Here is a 16,412-nt window from a genome sequence, read left to right as displayed (position 1 = left end):
CTAGTAGGCGGCTTGTTTGTGGCGATGGGGGCGACAGCTTACGCCTATTGCCGTTTCTGCTAACAACTGGCTGATTGGTCGGCATCGATGGCCCACGCGTCCTTTGGTGCGCCGGTCCGCGAGGCCAGACACGACACCAAGGCGTCAAAGCGCTCACCGCAAAAACCATCACGCGCGAGAGACGCGGAGTCGGTCACATCACCGAACCGCAGGCTAGCCCCTTTGAGCAGTTCGGCGCTGCCGTCCGGCGTCAGCGCGCCGCCCACGCCTGCGCGGGACCGCACAAAGCACACCACCTCGTGACCGCGCAGCACCAAAGCCCGCACCGTTGCGCGACCGATTGTGCCGGTGGCACCCAAGACGAACACGCGCCTTGGGTGGTGAGATGGGTGCGCCGCTGGCGGAGTTGCCCCCAAAGCAGTTTCACTACTCATTTCCGGCCTTGCAGCGGCATCCTTCGATAAAGGCATCGACCGCCGTGTCGAACGCCGCGTCGCGGTCAAGCGCCTTGAAGGCCGGTATGAGCGCCAAGGTCGCCGGATAGGCAACAGGATCGAGTGCCCGCAGCTCCGCTTCGTCCTCATCGCTGATCGGGCGCAACAGCCCTTCCGCCTCCGCCAAGGCGTAGCCGAGGATGAAGGCGTAGAACGCCAGTCCAAGACCGGCCGCCTTCGCATCGGGCAGTCCGGCGCCTCGCAGTGCGCGGTAAACCACTTCGCTTGATGCATGATCGGCGGGCCCTGTCGCGTGGAAGCGAAAATGCAGGTGGAACAGGCGGGGATGGCGGTGGGCAAGGTCGCGGTAGGCCCCAGCGACGTGGCGGAGATCGGCCCGCCAATCGGCGCTGGGCAGTGGAGGCTCGACGGAGGCCAGCGCCCGATCGGCGATCCGCCGCAATAATTCGTCCTTCGAACCGAAATGATGCAGGACGGTCATCGGGTCGACGCCGATACGCAAGCCAAGCTTGCGCACCGAAAAGCCAGCTTCGCCGTTGCGCGACATCATGTCGAAGGCGGCATCCAGCATCGCATCTTTATCGAGGCCGCGCCGTCCGCGGGGTCGAGAAGTCGGCTTAGGCGCTGTTTGTCTTGACAATTCTACACCGTAGCCAATAAAGTCTTCGGTGTAGCCAAACCCGCTCAAAGGCTTCTGTCAAGGCGGCCCGGCGGGTACGAGGCAGTGGAGAATTTCGCGTGACCGGTTCAAGGCGGTTCGCCGCCAGAGGAGAACGGTTCATCAGGCAGCTCTTGGCGCCGGGCGCCAAGTTTGCCTCCCAAACCGAGCTGATCTTGAATGGGCTGAACCCAAAGGCGCAGCTCCTGCTGCTCTGCGCCCGCATTGGCTATACGCCGCACGCGAACTTCCAGCTTTAATCGTACGGCCCTCGGGTCACGCTCTGCTGGAGGTTTATCGGTGACCAATCAATATCAGACCACCCAATTAAGAGAGCTCGACGCTCTTCACCATCTGCATCCATTTAGCACCCACAGCTCGCTGCGGGCGGGAGGTGCGCGCGTCATCGTCCGCGGCGACGGCCCCTATGTCTGGGACAGCGAGGGCAACCGCATCCTCGACGGGATGTCGGGCCTGTGGACGGCGAATGTCGGCCACAGCCGCCGCGAACTCGCCGAGGCTGCCTACGAGCAGATGATGGAGTTGCCGTTCTATAACACGTTCTTCCGCACGACCCATCCGCCCGTGGCGACACTGTCGCGCAAGCTCGCCGAGCTCGCGCCCGACAACCTCAACCAGGTGTTCTACGGCTCGTCCGGCTCGGAATCGAATGACACTGCGATCCGGCTCATCCGTCACTATTGGGTGCTCAAAGGCGAGCCCAAGCGACGCATCATCATATCGCGCAAGAGCGCCTATCACGGCTCGACGATCGCTGCGGCCTCGATGAGCGGCATGGCCCATATGCATGCGCACAGCTATCCGGTGTATGAGGGCTTTCGTCACATTATGGATCCGTATTGGTACGGCGAAGGCGCGGACGGCGAGTCGCTCGAAGCCTTCGGCCTCCGCGCCGCGCGCGCGCTAGAGGACGAGATTCTGAAAGTGGGACCCGAGAATGTTGCCGCGTTCGCGGCAGAACCCGTGCAGGGCGCCGGGGGCGTCAAGATTCCCCCCGACACCTACTGGCCCGAAGTCCAGCGCATCGTGGATAAATACGGGATACTTTTGCTCGCGGACGAGGTCATCACGGGCTTCGGCCGGCTTGGCACCTGGTTCGCCTCGCAATATTACGGCGTCAGGCCCAACCTCATCACCTTCGCCAAGGCCGTGACCTCGGGCTACATCCCGCTCTCAGGCGTGATCGTGGACGACAAGATCGTCGCCGCGCTGATGGCGCACAACGACGATTTCAATCATGGCTATACCTTCTCGGGCCATCCCGTGGCCTGTGCCGTCGCTCTCAAGAATATCGAGATCATGGAGCAGGAGAGGCTCGTCCCGCGCGTCAAGGAGTTCACCGGACCGGCGCTCGCAAACGTGCTTGCGAAATTCAAAGATCATCCGCTTGTCGGCGAGGTTCGTTCCATCGGGCTCCTTGGCGCAATGGAGCTCGTCGCCGACAAGCGCCCCCGCCGCCGCTTTGCGGATCCCGGCCGGGTCGGTCTCATCTGCCGCGACCATTTCTTCCGCGAAGGCTTCATCATGCGCGCGGTGTTCGACACCATGGTCACGGCGCCGCCGCTGATTTGGACGCAAACCCAGTTCGACGAGGCGGAGGCTGCGATCGGCCGGGCCCTCGATCTCACGCTCGCCGACGTCGCGGGAGAGATTGCCGCATGAGCCGTCCGGTCGTCGTACTCCCCGCCTGCACCAAGCTGATCGAGAACGACGTTTTCGAGGCCGTCGGGCGCAAATACGCCGCAGCTGTCGCGGAGGTCTCCGAATGCCTGCCGCTGATTGCACCGGTCGGTGCCGGCACGGCGGATATCGCTGCCGTGCTGGAGGTGGCCGACGCGATCCTTCTGGCAGGCAGCCCCTCCAACGTGGCGCCGGAGCATTACGGCGAGGAGCCGCCGATCAAACCGGGTGCCCTCGACCCCTTGCGCGACGCGTTCACCCTTCCGCTGATCCGGGCCGCCATTGAACGGAAGACGCCGTTATTCGCGATTTGCCGAGGCTTCCAGGAGTTGAACGTCGCGCTTGGCGGGAGCCTGCATCAGGCCGTTCACGATGTGAACGGCCATATCGATCATCGTGAGCGGCCGCTTCCCTACGACGAGCGCTACGGCCCCGTTCATCCGGTCTCTCTCCGCGGACAATTGCGCGAGTGGCTCGGCGCCGACGAGATCATGGTCAATTCGCTGCACTGGCAGGGCGTTGCGCGTCTGGCCGACAGGCTTCAGCCGGAGGCGTTCGCCATAGACGGCCTGGTCGAGGCCGCGCGTGGCCCGGACGACTCGACGTTTTGCTTGGGCGTGCAATGGCACCCAGAGTTTGGCGCGAAGTCCAACCCCGTCTCGATCTCTCTGTTCCGCCGCTTCGGAGCCGCCGCGAAAGGCAGTGCGCCATGACGAACGCAAGGCTCAGCCTTGATGAGGCGCAGGCCTTTCTCGCTGCCAATCCAACGGTGCAATGGATTGACGCCTTCGTGTTCGATATGAACGGCATTCCGCGCGGCAAGCGCATCCGCCGCTCGGACTTGCTCGGCGTCGCCAAAAGCGGCCTCATGATGCCGAGCTCGGTTTTCATCATGGACCCCCTAGGGAATTGCGTGGAAGAGACCGGCAGGCTGTGGGAGACCGGCGATCCGGACCAACGCTGCCATCTCCTGAGCAAGACTTTGGTGCCGATCCCACTCGGCGACCACACGCGGGCTCAAGCCGTGATGGTGGTCGATGGCAAAGACGAGCTTGATCCCCGCACTGTACTTGCCAATCAGGTCGAGCGGATCACTCGCGGTGGCCAAACGCCCGTCGCTGCCGTCGAGCTCGAGTTCTATGTGACCCGCAGGACGACAAATGGCGCCTTCAAGCTGCATACGCCTGAAGGTGTCGCCGACGACCCGCAGCGGCCATTGACCTTCGGCTTCGAGGACATGGACGCGCTGTCTCCTTTCATCGATGACATTTTTCATGTCTGCGAGACCCAAGGCATCCCTGTCGACGGCGTCATGCAGGAATCCGGCCCCGGCCAGTTCGAGATCAATCTGAAGCATCGCCCGGACGCCGTGGCGGCTGCCCTCGATGGCCTCCTCTTGAAGCGTGCTGTGAAAGCCGCAGCGCACGCTCACCAGCTCGACGCCACGTTCATGGCTAAGCCGCACCATGATTGGGCTGGCTCCGGCATGCATGTCCATCTTTGTCTCGTCGATCGGTCGGGAGATAATCTTTTTGCCGGAGATCCGATCTCGCCCCTGTTCCGTCACGCGCTCGGCGGGCTGCGCGAGACCATGGCGGATTTCATGGCGGTGTGGGCGCAGTCGGCCAATGCCTATCGACGTTATGTGCCGAAGGCCTATGTCTCGATCGCCGCGCATTGGGGTTTCAACAATCGCACTGTGGCCCTGCGCGTTCCCTACGCCAACGGCGCCTCGACCCGGGTCGAGCATCGGGTCGCCGGAGCCGACGCCAATCCCTATCTCGTGATTGCATCGATGCTTGCAGGGATCAGCCATGGTCTCGCCCATGAGATCGATCCGGGCCCGGCCGTGGAGCATCATTCCGAAACGATCGAGGCACCGCCGCTTCCGACGGCCTGGGTCAACTCCCTCGACCTGTTCCAAAGCTCGGAGATCGTGCGTGGAGCCTTCGGCGCACCATTTCAGGATGTCTTTTCGCGCCTGAAGCATGCCGAACGCAACAACTTCGAGCGCATCGTCACCCCGCTGGATCACCTCTGGTACGCGCAAAGCGCGTGAGGCACCCATGACATCACTCGCACATTTCGAGCAGATCGCGGGCGTGATCGAGTTGCCCCATCAGGCGGTGATCGGTGGACGGCTTCAGCCGAGCGTCACGGGGCGTACCTTCGAGAATGTCACGCCGCGAAACGGGACCGTGATAAACCGGGTCGCCGAATGTGATGCCGCGGACGTTGATGCCGCGGTCAAGGCCGCGCGTCGCGCTTTCGACGACGGAACGTGGCGCAACCTCCATTACCGCGAGAAGAAGCGCATTCTGTTCGCACTCGCCGACCTTATGGAGCGTGACGCCGAGATCCTCGCCGTGCTCGAGAGCCTCGATGTCGGCAAGCCAATAAACGACGCGCTGACCATCGATGTCCCCGGGGCGATCCGCACGCTTCGCTACTACGCCGAGGCGCTCGACAAGATCTATGGTGAAGTGGGACCAGGCACGAGCGACCGTTTCTCGTTCACCATCGAGGAGCCACTGGGCGTGGTCGGCGCCATCGTGCCGTGGAATTTTCCGCTGCATATGGCGATGTGGAAGGTTGCTCCCGCGCTGGCGATGGGCAACTCGGTCGTGCTCAAGCCCGCGGAGCAGTCGCCAATGACGGCCCTTAAGCTCGGTCAATTGGCGCTGGAGGCGGGATTACCCGCGGGCGTGCTGAACGTCGTACCGGGCTTCGGCGATGCCGCCGGCAAGGCTCTCGCCCTACACATGGACGTCGATATGATTGCATTCACCGGCTCCGGCACGGTTGGGCGGCTGCTGATGCAATATTCGGGGCAGAGCAACCTCAAGCGCGTCAGTCTCGAACTTGGCGGAAAATCGCCGCAGATCGTATTTGCAGACTGCCCCGACGTGAATGCGGCCGCCTTTCACGCGGCCTGGGGCATTTTCTTCAACCAGGGTGAAGTCTGCACGGCAGCATCCCGGCTCCTCGTGCAAGAGGATATCGCTGATGCCTTCCTCGACAAGCTACTCATGATTGCAAGGCGCATCGTGCCGGGCGATCCGCTCGAGCCCGCGACCAAATTCGGGGCCATGGTGTCGGCGGAGCAGATGCACACGGCCTTGCGCTACATCGATGGCGCGTCGCGGGACGGCGCCGCGCTGCGGCTCGGCGGCAAACGCGCCCGGGTCGACAGCGGCGGCTTCTTCGTCGAACCGACGGTGTTCGACGCGGTGGCGCCGGACGCGACGCTTGCGCGGGAGGAGGTGTTCGGGCCCGTTCTCGCGGTAACCCGATTCAAGGATCCCGAGGAGGCGCTCCGCCTCGCCAACGATACGGTCTATGGCCTCGCGGCCGGCCTATGGACGCGCGACCTCAGTCTCGCCCATCACGCCGCCCGCGAAATCAAGGCCGGCTTGGTGTGGGTCAACGGGTGGGACGCCTGCGACATCACCATGCCCTTCGGCGGCTTCAAGCAATCCGGTTTCGGCCGCGACCGATCGCTCCACGCCCTGCATAAATATGCCGACCTGAAGTCGGTCTCGATTACGATACGCTGAGGAAGAATGCGATGAACATGATCGCCAAGAAATTCCCCACGGCGGCCTTCATAGACGGCCAGTGGGTCACCTCCGCCAAGACGTTCGCCGTAACCGATCCGGCCACTTGTGCCGAAGTGGCGACCGTTCCCGACCTAGGCGGCGAGGATGCCGGCCGCGCCATCGACGCCGCGAGCCGGGCGCTGCCCGCCTGGTCCGCCAAGACCGCGAAGGAGCGGGCGGCGATCATGAAGCGCTGGTTCGACCTGATCACCGCGGAAAGCGAAAGCCTCGCCCAGCTGATGACCACCGAACAGGGCAAACCGCTCGTCGAGGCGCGTGCGGAGGTGGCTTACGGCGCCTCCTTCATCGAATGGTTCGCCGAGGAGGGCAAGCGCGCTTACGGACGGATCATCCCGACCAACGTCGCCTCCAAGCGCTACCTCACCATCAAGCAGCCGATCGGCGTTGTCGCCGCGATCGCGCCGTGGAACTTCCCGATCGCCATGATCACGCGGAAGGTTGCACCGGCGCTCGCGTCCGGGTGCACGATCGTGGTGAAGCCCGCTGCGGAGACGCCGCTCTGCGCCCTTGCGCTGGCCAAACTGGCGCTCGACGCGGGCGTGCCGCCCGGCGTGCTAAACATTGTCACCACCAGCGATGCGGCCGCGGTCGGAAAGGTCCTCTGTGACGATGGCAGGGTGCGCAAGCTCTCGTTCACCGGCTCCGCCGCGGTCGGCAAGATCCTTTACCGGCAATGCGCCGATACGGTGAAGAAGCTCACTCTCGAACTCGGCGGCAACGCGCCATTTCTTGTTTTTGACGACGCCAACCTCGATCTCGCGGTCGCTGGCGCCATGGCCTCCAAATATCGCAATGCGGGTCAGACCTGCGTCTGCGCCAACCGCATCCTCGTGCAGTCTGGTATCTACGACCGGTTCGCGGCGTCTCTCGTCGAGGCCGTGAACAAGCTTGCCGTCGGGCCGGGCCTCGAGGCCGGCAACACGATCGGTCCATTGATCACCAAGGAAGCGATCGAAAGGGTTGAAACGCTGGTGGCCGAAGCCGTCAAGAACGGCGCCAAAGTGTTGACGGGGGGTGCAGTCGACCCTGCCGGTCCGCTTTTTTTTCGCCCGTCGGTCATTGGCGGCGTCACGCCCGATATGAGCATCGTGCGCGAGGAGATCTTCGGCCCCGTAGCGGCCCTGGTCCGGTTCGACACCGAGGCGGAGGCGATCGAGATCGCCAACGATACGCCCTTCGGGCTCGCTGCCTATTTATTCAGCCGCGACCTCAGCCGCGCCTGGCGCGTCGCCGAGAAACTCGATGCCGGAATGGTCGGCGTCAACGAAGGCATCTTCTCAAACGAGGTGGTTCCCTTCGGCGGCGTCAAGGAATCCGGTCTCGGTCGCGAAGGCGGCGCCGAAGGTTTGGAGGAGTATTTGGAAGTCAAATATATCTGCCTGGGCGCCATCGATGAATGATTGGTCACGCCTGAGCTTAAACTGGATAGCGAATAGGCTGGAAGGGATGGCCGCGAGCGGCCATACTTGAAGAAAGCGGCAGTCACGACCCGAGACAGTAAGTACGAAACGGCAGCACGATCAGTAAGGGGATATGGACCATGACGTACAAGCGTAGCAGATCTTTGATCGGATCCCATTCACGCCGCTCAATTCTAAAGGGCCTCGGCGCCGCTGCGATCGGCATCACGCTTTCCAGTAGCAAATACTCCGCTTGGGCCGCCGAGGAACCAACGCTCAACTTCTACAACTGGGACACCTATATCGGCGAGACCACACTCGAAGCCTTCAAGGATGCGAGCGGGATCGACGTCAACATGAGCCTGTTCGCGACCAACGACGAGCTCTTCGCCAAGTTGCGCGCAGGCAACCCCGGCTACGACGTTATCGTGCCTGGCAGCGAGTTCGTCGAACGCATGATCCAGGCGAACCTGCTGGAGCCGCTCGATCACGCCAAGATCCCGAACATGAAGAATATCGCGCCGGAGTTCATCGACGATGCGCCCTTTGATCCGGGCCGCAAATACAGCCTGCCGTATACGTGGCTCGTGATCGGCATTGGTTACCGCAAATCCAAGGTCAAGGCGGTCCCCGATAGCTGGAAGTCGCTGTTTGATTCCGACGAGTACAAAGGCCGCATCGCGGTCATGTCGGACGCGAGCGAGCTCTTCCGCAACTGCTTCAAGTATCTCGGCAAATCCCTCAACGACGCCTCGCCGGAGTTGATCAAGCAGGCCGAGGCGATGCTCATCAAGCAGAAGCCTAACATCAAGTCCTTCCACGAGGACAACGGGCAGGACCTTCTCCTGTCCGGCGAGGTCGACCTCGTGATGGAATACAATGGCGACATCGCGCAGATCATGACCGAGGACGACGACGTCGACTTCGTCGTGCCCAAAGAAGGCGCCATGAAGCAGCAGGACACGCTGGCGATCCCGAAAGGCGCGCCGCATCCGGAGAATGCGCTCAAATTCATGAACTTCATCTTCGAGCCGGAAGTCGGGGCCGAGATCACTAAAACAATCTTGTATCCATCCCCCAACGCCGCGGGCGTCGCGCTGATGCCCGCGTCCTACAGGGACAACAAGGTGATCTTCCCGCCGGCCGACGTGATGGCCAAATGCGAGTATCCCCGTTACCTCGGCGCCGACTTCACGCGTCTCCTCGACGAGGCAATGACGCGACTGCGAGCGGCATGAGTTGAGCGAGGGTTAAGGTAGAGTAGGGGGCAGGACCAGCGCGCGATGGCAACCCGGACACAAGAGCGTCGGTTGGCCTTCTTGGCGACGGCACTGCCCCCCATCGCTTGGGTGGTCGTGTTCTTCCTCGCGCCGCTCGCGATCGTGTGGGCCTATAGCTTCGGACAGAACCAGGGCCTCACCGAAGTCGATATCAGCGGCACCTTCGCCAACTATGCCCGGGCGCTCCAGCCGCTTTATCTCGGCATCTTCGCCAAGTCGATTTTCGTCGCCGGGCTCACGACATTGCTCTGCCTCGTCATCGGCTTTCCGGTGGCGCTGGCGATCGTGTTTGCGAGCGAGCGCTGGCGGGCATGGATCCTGCTGCTGATCATGCTGCCGTTCTGGACCAATCTGCTGATCCGCACCTACGCGCTGATCGCGGTTTTGCGCACCCAGGGCTACGCTAACTTCACGCTCGAATGGCTATGGAACCAGTCCAGCTGGCTGATGACGCTCGTGGGTTTGGAGCCGCTCGGCCAGTTCACGCCGCTTCAACTGCTCTACAACAATTTCGCGGTCGTGGCCGGTCTCGTTTACGTCCATTTGCCCTTCATGGTGTTGCCGCTCTACGCGGCGCTCGATCGGCTCGACAGGTCTCTCATCGAAGCGAGCCTCGACCTCGGCGCGGGCCATATCCGCACGCTGTTCTTGATCGTGGTGCCGCTCGCCCTCCCGGGGATCATCTCCGGCATCATCATCACGTTCGTCCCGGCGCTCGGCGCCTATCTGACGCCCGACCTCCTGGGCGGCCCGGACAGCCAGATGATCGCCAACGTCATCGAGCGGCAGTTCAAGAAGGCCAACGATTGGCCGTTCGGCGCCGCATTGTCTTTCTTGCTCATGTACGCGACGTTCGCGGCGATCGCGTTGCGTGCCTATCTCAGTCGCGGCAAGCCCGCCGCAGATGGGCACGGGATTTAAGCGATGGCCCCGCGGCGCGCACCCCTCGAATATAATCGCATGTGGCAGATGAAGCTCTGGCTGCTCGCCGTCTTCATTTTCCTTTACGCGCCGCTGGTTGCGCTGGTCGCCTTCAGCTTCAACGACAGCAAACGCAACATCGTCTGGCAGGGGTTCACGCTCGACTATTACCGGAAGCTCTTCCGCAACGAAGACCTCCTGATCGCCTTCGCCAATTCGCTGACGATCGCCTTTTTCGCCACGATCATCTCCCTTTTCATCGGAGCGCTGGCAGGGGTCTTGTTGTGGCGCTACCGGTTCTTCGGCAAGACGGCCGTAGAGGGCGCGTTCACGCTGCCCATCGTGGTGCCTGAGATTTGCATGGGCGTGTCCATGCTATTGTTCTTCACCCGGGTCCTTCCCTGGCCCAACGATCTATTCTGGCCGCTCAATCTCGGATCCATCATCATCGCGCATGTCTCGTTCTGTTTCCCCTTCGTCGCGCTCGTCGTGCGCGCGAGGCTCGCGAGCTTCAACAAGGAGCAGGAGGAGGCGGCACGCGATCTAGGCGCCAACGATTGGCAAGCCTTCCGCGATGTTCTGCTGCCGCATATCCGTCCGGCGCTGATCGCGGGCGGGCTGCTCGCCTTCACGCTGTCGCTTGACGATTTCGTGATTACTTTCTTCACCTCCGGGCCCGACACGGTCACCTTCCCGGTCAAGGTCTATTCGATGCTGCGCTTCTCGGTGACCCCCGAAGTGAATGCCGCATCGACCATGCTGATCCTTGTGACCATCGTGCTCATGGCCCTGATGATGCTGATGCAGGGCAGGGGGCAGAAGAAGCCGTAGAGGATGACGATCGTGGACCAAGTGTTAGACAGCGGGACCAAAACCGCCACCAAGCCGATCATCAGCTTTCGTAACGTCTCGAAGCGGTGGGGCTCCACGGTTGCGGTGGACAATGTCAGCCTCGACGTCGAACCGGGAGAGTTCTTCGCGCTGCTTGGGCCCTCGGGCTGCGGCAAGACGACGTTGCTGCGCATGCTTGCCGGCCTCGAGGTGCCGACGGAGGGCACCATCCTCATCGACGGCCAGGACATGGGGAACATTCCGCCAAACAAGCGCGCCGTGAACATGGTGTTTCAGTCCTATGCGGTGTTTCCGCATATGACGGTCGCGGACAACGTCGCCTACGGTCTCAAGATCGATGGTGTCCCCGAGCAGGAGCGAGCCCGGCGCGTGCAGGAGGCCCTCGATCTCGTGCAGCTTGGGCATCTTGCCGAACGCATGCCTGATCAGTTGTCGGGTGGCCAGCGCCAGCGGGTAGCGCTCGCGCGCGCGCTGGTGAAGAAGCCAAAGGTCTTGCTGCTCGACGAGCCACTCTCGGCGCTCGACGCCAAATTGCGCGAGGCCATGCGCTTTGAGCTCTCCCAGTTGCAGCAGAAGGTCGGGATCACCTTCATCATGGTCACCCATGATCAAAACGAGGCCTTGGCGATCGCGTCGCGCATCGCCGTCATGAACAAGGGCTCGATCGCGCAGCTCGGCACGCCGTCGGACCTTTATGAGTTTCCCGCGTCCCGCTTTGTCGCCGACTTCATCGGCTCGGTAAACATGTTCGAGGGCACGCTGATCGACGACAAGCCTGACGAGGCCACGGTCGCCTGTCCGGAGCTCGAACCTTATCGCATCCATGTCCCCCATGCAGTTCTCGGCCAGGAGTCGTCGAATGTCTGGGTCGCGATTCGCCCGGAGAAGATGAATTTGCACAAGGATGCCGACGCGCCGCCCACGGTGCCGGAATGTCCCGCCGCGCACAATATCTCCAAGGGAGAGATCCAGGAGATCTCCTATCTCGGCGAAATTTCGATCTTCCACATCCTGCTTGCCAACGGCCGACTGATCCGGATATCGCGTCCCAACCGCTCCCGCTTCGACCAGGATAATTTTGGCTGGGGCGAGAAGGTCTGGGTCAGTTGGGGTGGAACAAGCCCGGTCGTGCTCCAAGGCTGAGGCCGGCCCACAAACTAAACCCCGAGAAGAAAGAACCGAAGCACATGCCAACGTCGGCCGAGCTTCATGAGCGGAGAGTCGCGGCCGTGCCGCGCGGCGTGAGCCAGGCGACTGCGATCTACGCCCAGCGCGCGAAGAACGCCGAGATTTGGAGCGAGGACGGCAAGCGCTACATCGATTTCGGCGCGGGCATTGCCGTGGTAAATACCGGGCATCAGCATCCGAGGATCGTCGCCGCGGTCGAGCAGCAGATGAAGTTGTTCAGCCATGTGTGCTTCCAGGTCACACCCTATGAATCCTACGTGCGGCTGGCCGAGCGGCTTAATGCCATCGCGCCGGTCGCCGCTCCGGCCAAGACGATGCTCCTCTCGACCGGCGCCGAGGCCGTCGAGAACGCGGTGAAGGTCGCGCGGGCTTATACGGGCCGGCCCGGCATAATCTCGTTCAGCGGCGGCTTCCACGGCCGCACGCATATGGGGATGGCGCTCACCGGCAAGGTGGTGCCTTACAAGAAGGGTTTCGGACCTTTCCCCGCCGACATCTACAATGTCGCTTTCCCCAATACGTATCATGGGGTCAGCGGCGAGCAGAGCCTCGCCGCCATCAATGCTCTCTTCAAATATTCGGCTGATCCGTCGAGCATCGCCGCCATCATCATCGAGCCCGTTCAGGGCGAGGGCGGGTTCTACATTGCTCCATTCGACTTTCTTCGCGCCCTCAGGGAGCTGTGCGACGAGCACGGCATTCTCCTTATCGCCGACGAGATACAGACAGGCTTTGCGCGCACGGGTAAAATGTTTGCGCTTGAGCACGTGGGCATCAAGGCCGATGTCGTGACCATGGCAAAGGGCTTGGCCGGCGGATTTCCGCTCTCGGCGATAACCGGACGGGCCGACGTGATGGATGCGGCAAGCCCCGGCGGTCTTGGAGGTACCTATGCCGGCAATCCTGTCGCCTGTGCGGCTGCCCATGCGGTGCTCGATGCGATCGACGAGGAAGGGTTGTGCGAGCGCGCCAACGCCATCGGCAGGATCACCCTCGACCGCTGCAACCAGATCAAAGACCGCTCCAATCTGAACTGCGTGGGCGATGTTAGGGGCCTCGGCGCGATGTGCGCGATCGAGCTGGTGAAGGACACCGCGAGCGCCGAGCCGGCGCCGCAGCTGACGCAAACTTTGATGAAAGTCGCAAACGAGAATTGGCTCATTCTTCTCTCTTGCGGCACGTACGGAAACGTCATCCGCTTTCTCGTGCCGCTCACCGCGAGTGATGCGATCGTTCGCGAAGGCATGGACATTTTCGAGACGAGCCTCGCCGAGGCCGTCACGCGGGCCGCGTAGCTCTTTTCGATTCAAGAGACACCATCGCTGACGAGGCACTAATATGAGCGCTAGGCTCGCGACCAACGATCTTGAAGCATACTGGATGCCGTTCACGGCGAACCGCCAGTACAAGAAGGCGCCGCGGCTTCTCGTCAGCGCCGAACGCACGCATTACACGACGGACGACGGCCGCCGCGTGCTCGACGGCACGTCAGGACTGTGGTGCGTAAATGCCGGCCATTGCCGGCCGAAGATCGTGGAGGCCATCCGCGCGCAGGTTGGCGAGTTGGACTTCGCGGGCTCATTTCAGATTGGGCACCCAAAGGCATTCGAGTGCGCCTCGAAGCTCGTCAACATCGCCCCGCCCGGCTTCGATCATGTGTTCTTCACCAACTCCGGCTCGGAATCGGTCGAATCCGCCCTCAAGATGGCGCTCGCTTATCATCGGGCCAAGGGCAACGCGTCGAAGGTCCGGCTGATCGGCAGGGAACGCGGCTATCACGGCGTCAATTTCGGCGGCATGTCGGTGGGCGGCATCGCCAACAACCGCAAAATGTTCGGCACGCTGTTGAGTGGCGTCGACCATATTCGCCACACGCACGACTTGGCGCGGAACGCCTTCAGCCGCGGCGAACCCGAGCACGGCGCCGAGTTTGCCGACGATCTCGAACGCCTCGTGGCGCTGCACGACGCCTCCACCATCGCCGCCGTCATCGTCGAGCCCGTCGCTTGCTCAACCGGCGTCCTGACCCCGCCGAAGGGGTATCTCAAGCGGCTGGCGGCGATCTGCGCCAAGCACGATATCCTGCTCATCTTCGACGAAGTCATTACCGCCTTCGGCCGCCTCGGCACGCCATTCGGCGCCGACTATTTCGACGTCTCGCCGGACCTCATCACGACCGCGAAGGGCCTGACCAACGGCACCATTCCCATGGGCGCGGTGTTCGTGAAAAAGGAGATCCATGAGGCCTTCACGAACGGCCCGGAGGAGGCCATCGATTTTTTCCACGGCTATACCTATTCCGGCCATCCCGTCGCGTGCGCGGCTGCCATCGCCACGCTCGAGACTTACAAAGAGGAAGGGCTGCTGACGCGAGCCTCCGAGCTCGCTCCCTATTGGGCGGATGCCGTGCACTCCCTAAAGGGACTTCCGCATATCATCGACATTCGGAATATCGGGCTGATCGGGGCCATTGAGTTCGAGCCCATCCCCGGTGAGCCTTCGAAACGCGCCCATACGCATTTCGTCGAAGCCTTCGAACGGGGCCTTCTCGTTCGCTCCACAGGCGACATCATCGCCCTGTCGCCCCCGCTCATCATCGAAAAGAAGGAAATCGATCAGCTGGTCGATATTCTTTCGGGCGTCCTCAAGACGGCCGCTTAAGGACACATTTTGATGGACACCATTCAAAACGCCATCAATGGCCGCAAGGTCACGTCAGTCTCGGCGCGGATTGCACCCGTCTACAATCCGGCCACGGGAGACCAGATCGCAAACCTGCCGCTCTCGACCGCGGAGGAAGTTTCCGATGCGGTGGCGGTGGCGGCCAGGGCGGCCGGACCATGGGCTGAGACGCCGCCGCTGAAGCGGGTGAAGCCCATGTTCCGCTTCAAGGAATTGCTGGAGCGTCACGCCGGCGAGATAGCCGCCACGATCTCGAAAGAGCACGGCAAGACGCATCCCGATGCGCTGGGCGAGCTGGCGCGCGGCATCGATGTCGTCGACTTTGCCTGCGGCATTCCGCATCTCCTCAAGGGCGAGTACAGCCGCAATGTAGGCCCAGAGATCGACAGCTGGTCCGACCGCCAGCCGCTTGGCGTGGTCGCGGGGATCACGCCCTTCAACTTTCCGGCCATGGTGCCGATGTGGATGTATCCGGTGGCGATCGCCTGCGGCAACACGTTCGTGCTGAAACCGTCCGAGCGCGATCCCTCCGCATCGATGCTGATCTGGGAGCTGTTTCAGGAGGCGGGCTTTCCGCCGGGCGTGCTCAACGTCGTGCACGGCGACAAGGAGGTCGTCGATGCCATTCTCGACCATCCCGACATCAAGGCGGTGAGCTTCGTCGGCTCGACGCCGGTCGCCGAACACGTCTATCGGCGCGGCTCCGCGTCGGGGAAACGCGTGCAGGCCCTGGGCGGCGCCAAGAACCACATGATCGTCATGCCTGACGCCGACATGGACCAGGCCGTCGATGCGCTGATGGGTGCGGCCTTTGGCTCCGCGGGCGAGCGCTGCATGGCGATCTCGGTCGCGGTGCCCGTCGGCGAGGAGACCGCCAACCGGCTCGTCGAAGCGCTCGCTCCCAAGATCCGCATGATGAAGGTCGGCCCGGCCCCCGATCCCGACTCCGAGATGGGCCCCGTGGTCACGGCGGAGGCCAAGCAGCGCATCGAGGGTCTGATCGGCCAGGGCGTGGGGGAGGGCGCCGAGCTTGTCGTCGATGGCCGCGGGCTCGAACTGCAAGGCTACGAGGGTGGATACTTTCTTGGCGGCTCGCTGTTCGACCGCGTGACCAAGGATATGACCATCTATAAGACGGAGATATTCGGGCCGGTTCTATGCGTCGTGAGGGCGGGCGACTACGAGGACGCCGCAGATCTTGTCAACAGCCACGAATACGGCAACGGCACTGCCATCTTCACCCGCGACGGCGATGTCGCCCGCGCCTTTGCCGCCTCGATCGAGGCCGGCATGGTGGGCATCAACGTGCCGATCCCGGTGCCGGTCGCATACCATTCGTTCGGCGGCTGGAAGCGGTCGCTATTCGGCGATCATGCTGTCTACGGCCTCGAAGGCGTGCGCTTCTATACGCGCCTTAAGACCGTGACGGCCCGCTGGCCGACCGGTATCCGCGGCGGGCCTGAGTTCAATTTCCCGAGCTTGAAGTAGCGGCGGCTACGGGCTAGACGAGACTTGGCAGGAGGATTCGGACCTCAAGGAATACCCGAACAAATCCGAAGGGCATCGGCGGACCTGAGCGCGCAAAAAGAAAAAGTCGGTCCGACCCCGGGGGGAGGGTAAACGGACCGGCGCGGGGGGAGCGTCCGGCAAATGAC

The 16,412-nt window shown here is 62.7% G+C and carries 14 protein-coding genes and 1 pseudogene; 13 read left to right on the top strand and 2 right to left on the bottom strand.

Going from position 1 to position 16,412, the window contains the following annotated elements:
• Window positions 1-83: 83 nt before the first annotated feature.
• Window positions 84-434, bottom strand: a pseudogene (locus ACR2J1_RS09045) (NAD-dependent epimerase/dehydratase family protein); the annotation flags it as partial.
• Entirely contained in the window at window positions 427-1,026 is a 600-nt protein-coding gene (locus ACR2J1_RS09040; protein WP_434019002.1) for a TetR/AcrR family transcriptional regulator, read from the bottom strand. The gene ACR2J1_RS09040 and the pseudogene ACR2J1_RS09045, both read right to left, overlap by 8 nt.
• Before the next feature lie 167 nt (window positions 1,027-1,193).
• Here ACR2J1_RS09040 and ACR2J1_RS09035 point away from each other — a divergent pair, with 167 nt between their 5' ends.
• From ACR2J1_RS09035 to ACR2J1_RS08975, 13 genes are all read left to right on the top strand, one after another.
• Window positions 1,194-1,373: a hypothetical protein gene (locus tag ACR2J1_RS09035; protein ID WP_434019001.1), complete on the top strand. Its 180-nt coding sequence runs from the start codon at window positions 1,194-1,196 to the stop codon at window positions 1,371-1,373.
• A 40-nt stretch (window positions 1,374-1,413) separates the two neighbouring features.
• A complete protein-coding gene (locus ACR2J1_RS09030) occupies window positions 1,414-2,796 on the top strand; it encodes an aspartate aminotransferase family protein (RefSeq protein ID WP_434019000.1) in 1,383 nt (460 codons plus the stop codon).
• On the top strand, window positions 2,793-3,527 hold the full coding sequence (locus tag ACR2J1_RS09025) for a gamma-glutamyl-gamma-aminobutyrate hydrolase family protein (protein WP_434018999.1): 735 nt from the start codon (window positions 2,793-2,795) through the stop codon (window positions 3,525-3,527). Before ACR2J1_RS09030 ends, ACR2J1_RS09025 begins: the two co-directional genes overlap by 4 nt.
• Window positions 3,524-4,873, top strand: a complete 1,350-nt coding sequence (locus tag ACR2J1_RS09020) for a glutamine synthetase family protein (protein WP_434018998.1) — start codon at window positions 3,524-3,526, stop codon at window positions 4,871-4,873. The genes ACR2J1_RS09025 and ACR2J1_RS09020 overlap by 4 nt, the downstream gene beginning before the upstream one ends.
• A gap of 7 nt (window positions 4,874-4,880) precedes the next feature.
• Window positions 4,881-6,371: an aldehyde dehydrogenase gene (locus ACR2J1_RS09015; protein ID WP_434018997.1), complete on the top strand. Its 1,491-nt coding sequence runs from the start codon at window positions 4,881-4,883 to the stop codon at window positions 6,369-6,371.
• An 11-nt stretch (window positions 6,372-6,382) separates the two neighbouring features.
• Complete coding sequence (locus tag ACR2J1_RS09010) at window positions 6,383-7,834, top strand: NAD-dependent succinate-semialdehyde dehydrogenase (protein WP_434018996.1); 1,452 nt, start codon at window positions 6,383-6,385, stop codon at window positions 7,832-7,834.
• A gap of 140 nt (window positions 7,835-7,974) precedes the next feature.
• On the top strand, window positions 7,975-9,072 hold the full coding sequence (locus ACR2J1_RS09005) for an ABC transporter substrate-binding protein (RefSeq protein ID WP_434018995.1): 1,098 nt from the start codon (window positions 7,975-7,977) through the stop codon (window positions 9,070-9,072).
• A 72-nt stretch (window positions 9,073-9,144) separates the two neighbouring features.
• Window positions 9,145-10,035 (top strand): ABC transporter permease, encoded by an 891-nt coding sequence (locus tag ACR2J1_RS09000; protein ID WP_434018994.1) that lies wholly within the window; start codon window positions 9,145-9,147, stop codon window positions 10,033-10,035.
• A 3-nt stretch (window positions 10,036-10,038) separates the two neighbouring features.
• Complete coding sequence (locus ACR2J1_RS08995; protein WP_434018993.1) at window positions 10,039-10,866, top strand: ABC transporter permease; 828 nt, start codon at window positions 10,039-10,041, stop codon at window positions 10,864-10,866.
• Window positions 10,867-10,878: 12 nt separating this feature from the next.
• The gene (locus ACR2J1_RS08990; RefSeq protein ID WP_434018992.1) at window positions 10,879-12,030 is read left to right on the top strand and encodes an ABC transporter ATP-binding protein; all 1,152 of its coding nucleotides are present in this window, start codon (window positions 10,879-10,881) and stop codon (window positions 12,028-12,030) included.
• Between the two features lie 44 nt (window positions 12,031-12,074).
• Window positions 12,075-13,370 (top strand): 4-aminobutyrate--2-oxoglutarate transaminase, encoded by a 1,296-nt coding sequence (gene gabT / locus ACR2J1_RS08985; RefSeq protein WP_434018991.1) that lies wholly within the window; start codon window positions 12,075-12,077, stop codon window positions 13,368-13,370.
• Window positions 13,371-13,413: 43 nt separating this feature from the next.
• Window positions 13,414-14,736, top strand: coding sequence for an aspartate aminotransferase family protein (locus tag ACR2J1_RS08980; RefSeq protein WP_434018990.1), 1,323 nt, complete (start codon window positions 13,414-13,416; stop codon window positions 14,734-14,736).
• Window positions 14,737-14,748: 12 nt separating this feature from the next.
• The gene (locus tag ACR2J1_RS08975; RefSeq protein WP_434018989.1) at window positions 14,749-16,245 is read left to right on the top strand and encodes a CoA-acylating methylmalonate-semialdehyde dehydrogenase; all 1,497 of its coding nucleotides are present in this window, start codon (window positions 14,749-14,751) and stop codon (window positions 16,243-16,245) included.
• Window positions 16,246-16,412 lie beyond the last annotated feature (167 nt).

The sequence above is a fragment of the Methyloceanibacter sp. genome, from assembly GCF_050999895.1.
Classification (GTDB): Bacteria; Pseudomonadota; Alphaproteobacteria; order Rhizobiales; family Methyloligellaceae; genus Methyloceanibacter.
This window is presented reverse-complemented; position numbering and strand designations above follow the sequence as displayed.

What these genes read in the sequence shown, in the direction of transcription:
- ACR2J1_RS09020 (WP_434018998.1), top strand. Translation starts at nt 3,524, where the DNA reads ATGACGAACGCAAGGCTCAGCCTTGATGAGGCGCAGGCCTTTCTCGCT.
- ACR2J1_RS08995 (WP_434018993.1), top strand. Translation starts at nt 10,039, where the DNA reads ATGGCCCCGCGGCGCGCACCCCTCGAATATAATCGCATGTGGCAGATG.
- ACR2J1_RS09005 (WP_434018995.1), top strand. Translation starts at nt 7,975, where the DNA reads ATGACGTACAAGCGTAGCAGATCTTTGATCGGATCCCATTCACGCCGC.
- ACR2J1_RS09025 (WP_434018999.1), top strand. Translation starts at nt 2,793, where the DNA reads ATGAGCCGTCCGGTCGTCGTACTCCCCGCCTGCACCAAGCTGATCGAG.
- ACR2J1_RS09015 (WP_434018997.1), top strand. Translation starts at nt 4,881, where the DNA reads ATGACATCACTCGCACATTTCGAGCAGATCGCGGGCGTGATCGAGTTG.
- ACR2J1_RS09040 (WP_434019002.1), bottom strand. Translation starts at nt 1,026, where the DNA reads ATGCTGGATGCCGCCTTCGACATGATGTCGCGCAACGGCGAAGCTGGC.
- ACR2J1_RS08980 (WP_434018990.1), top strand. Translation starts at nt 13,414, where the DNA reads ATGAGCGCTAGGCTCGCGACCAACGATCTTGAAGCATACTGGATGCCG.
- ACR2J1_RS09010 (WP_434018996.1), top strand. Translation starts at nt 6,383, where the DNA reads ATGAACATGATCGCCAAGAAATTCCCCACGGCGGCCTTCATAGACGGC.
- ACR2J1_RS08975 (WP_434018989.1), top strand. Translation starts at nt 14,749, where the DNA reads ATGGACACCATTCAAAACGCCATCAATGGCCGCAAGGTCACGTCAGTC.
- gabT (WP_434018991.1), top strand. Translation starts at nt 12,075, where the DNA reads ATGCCAACGTCGGCCGAGCTTCATGAGCGGAGAGTCGCGGCCGTGCCG.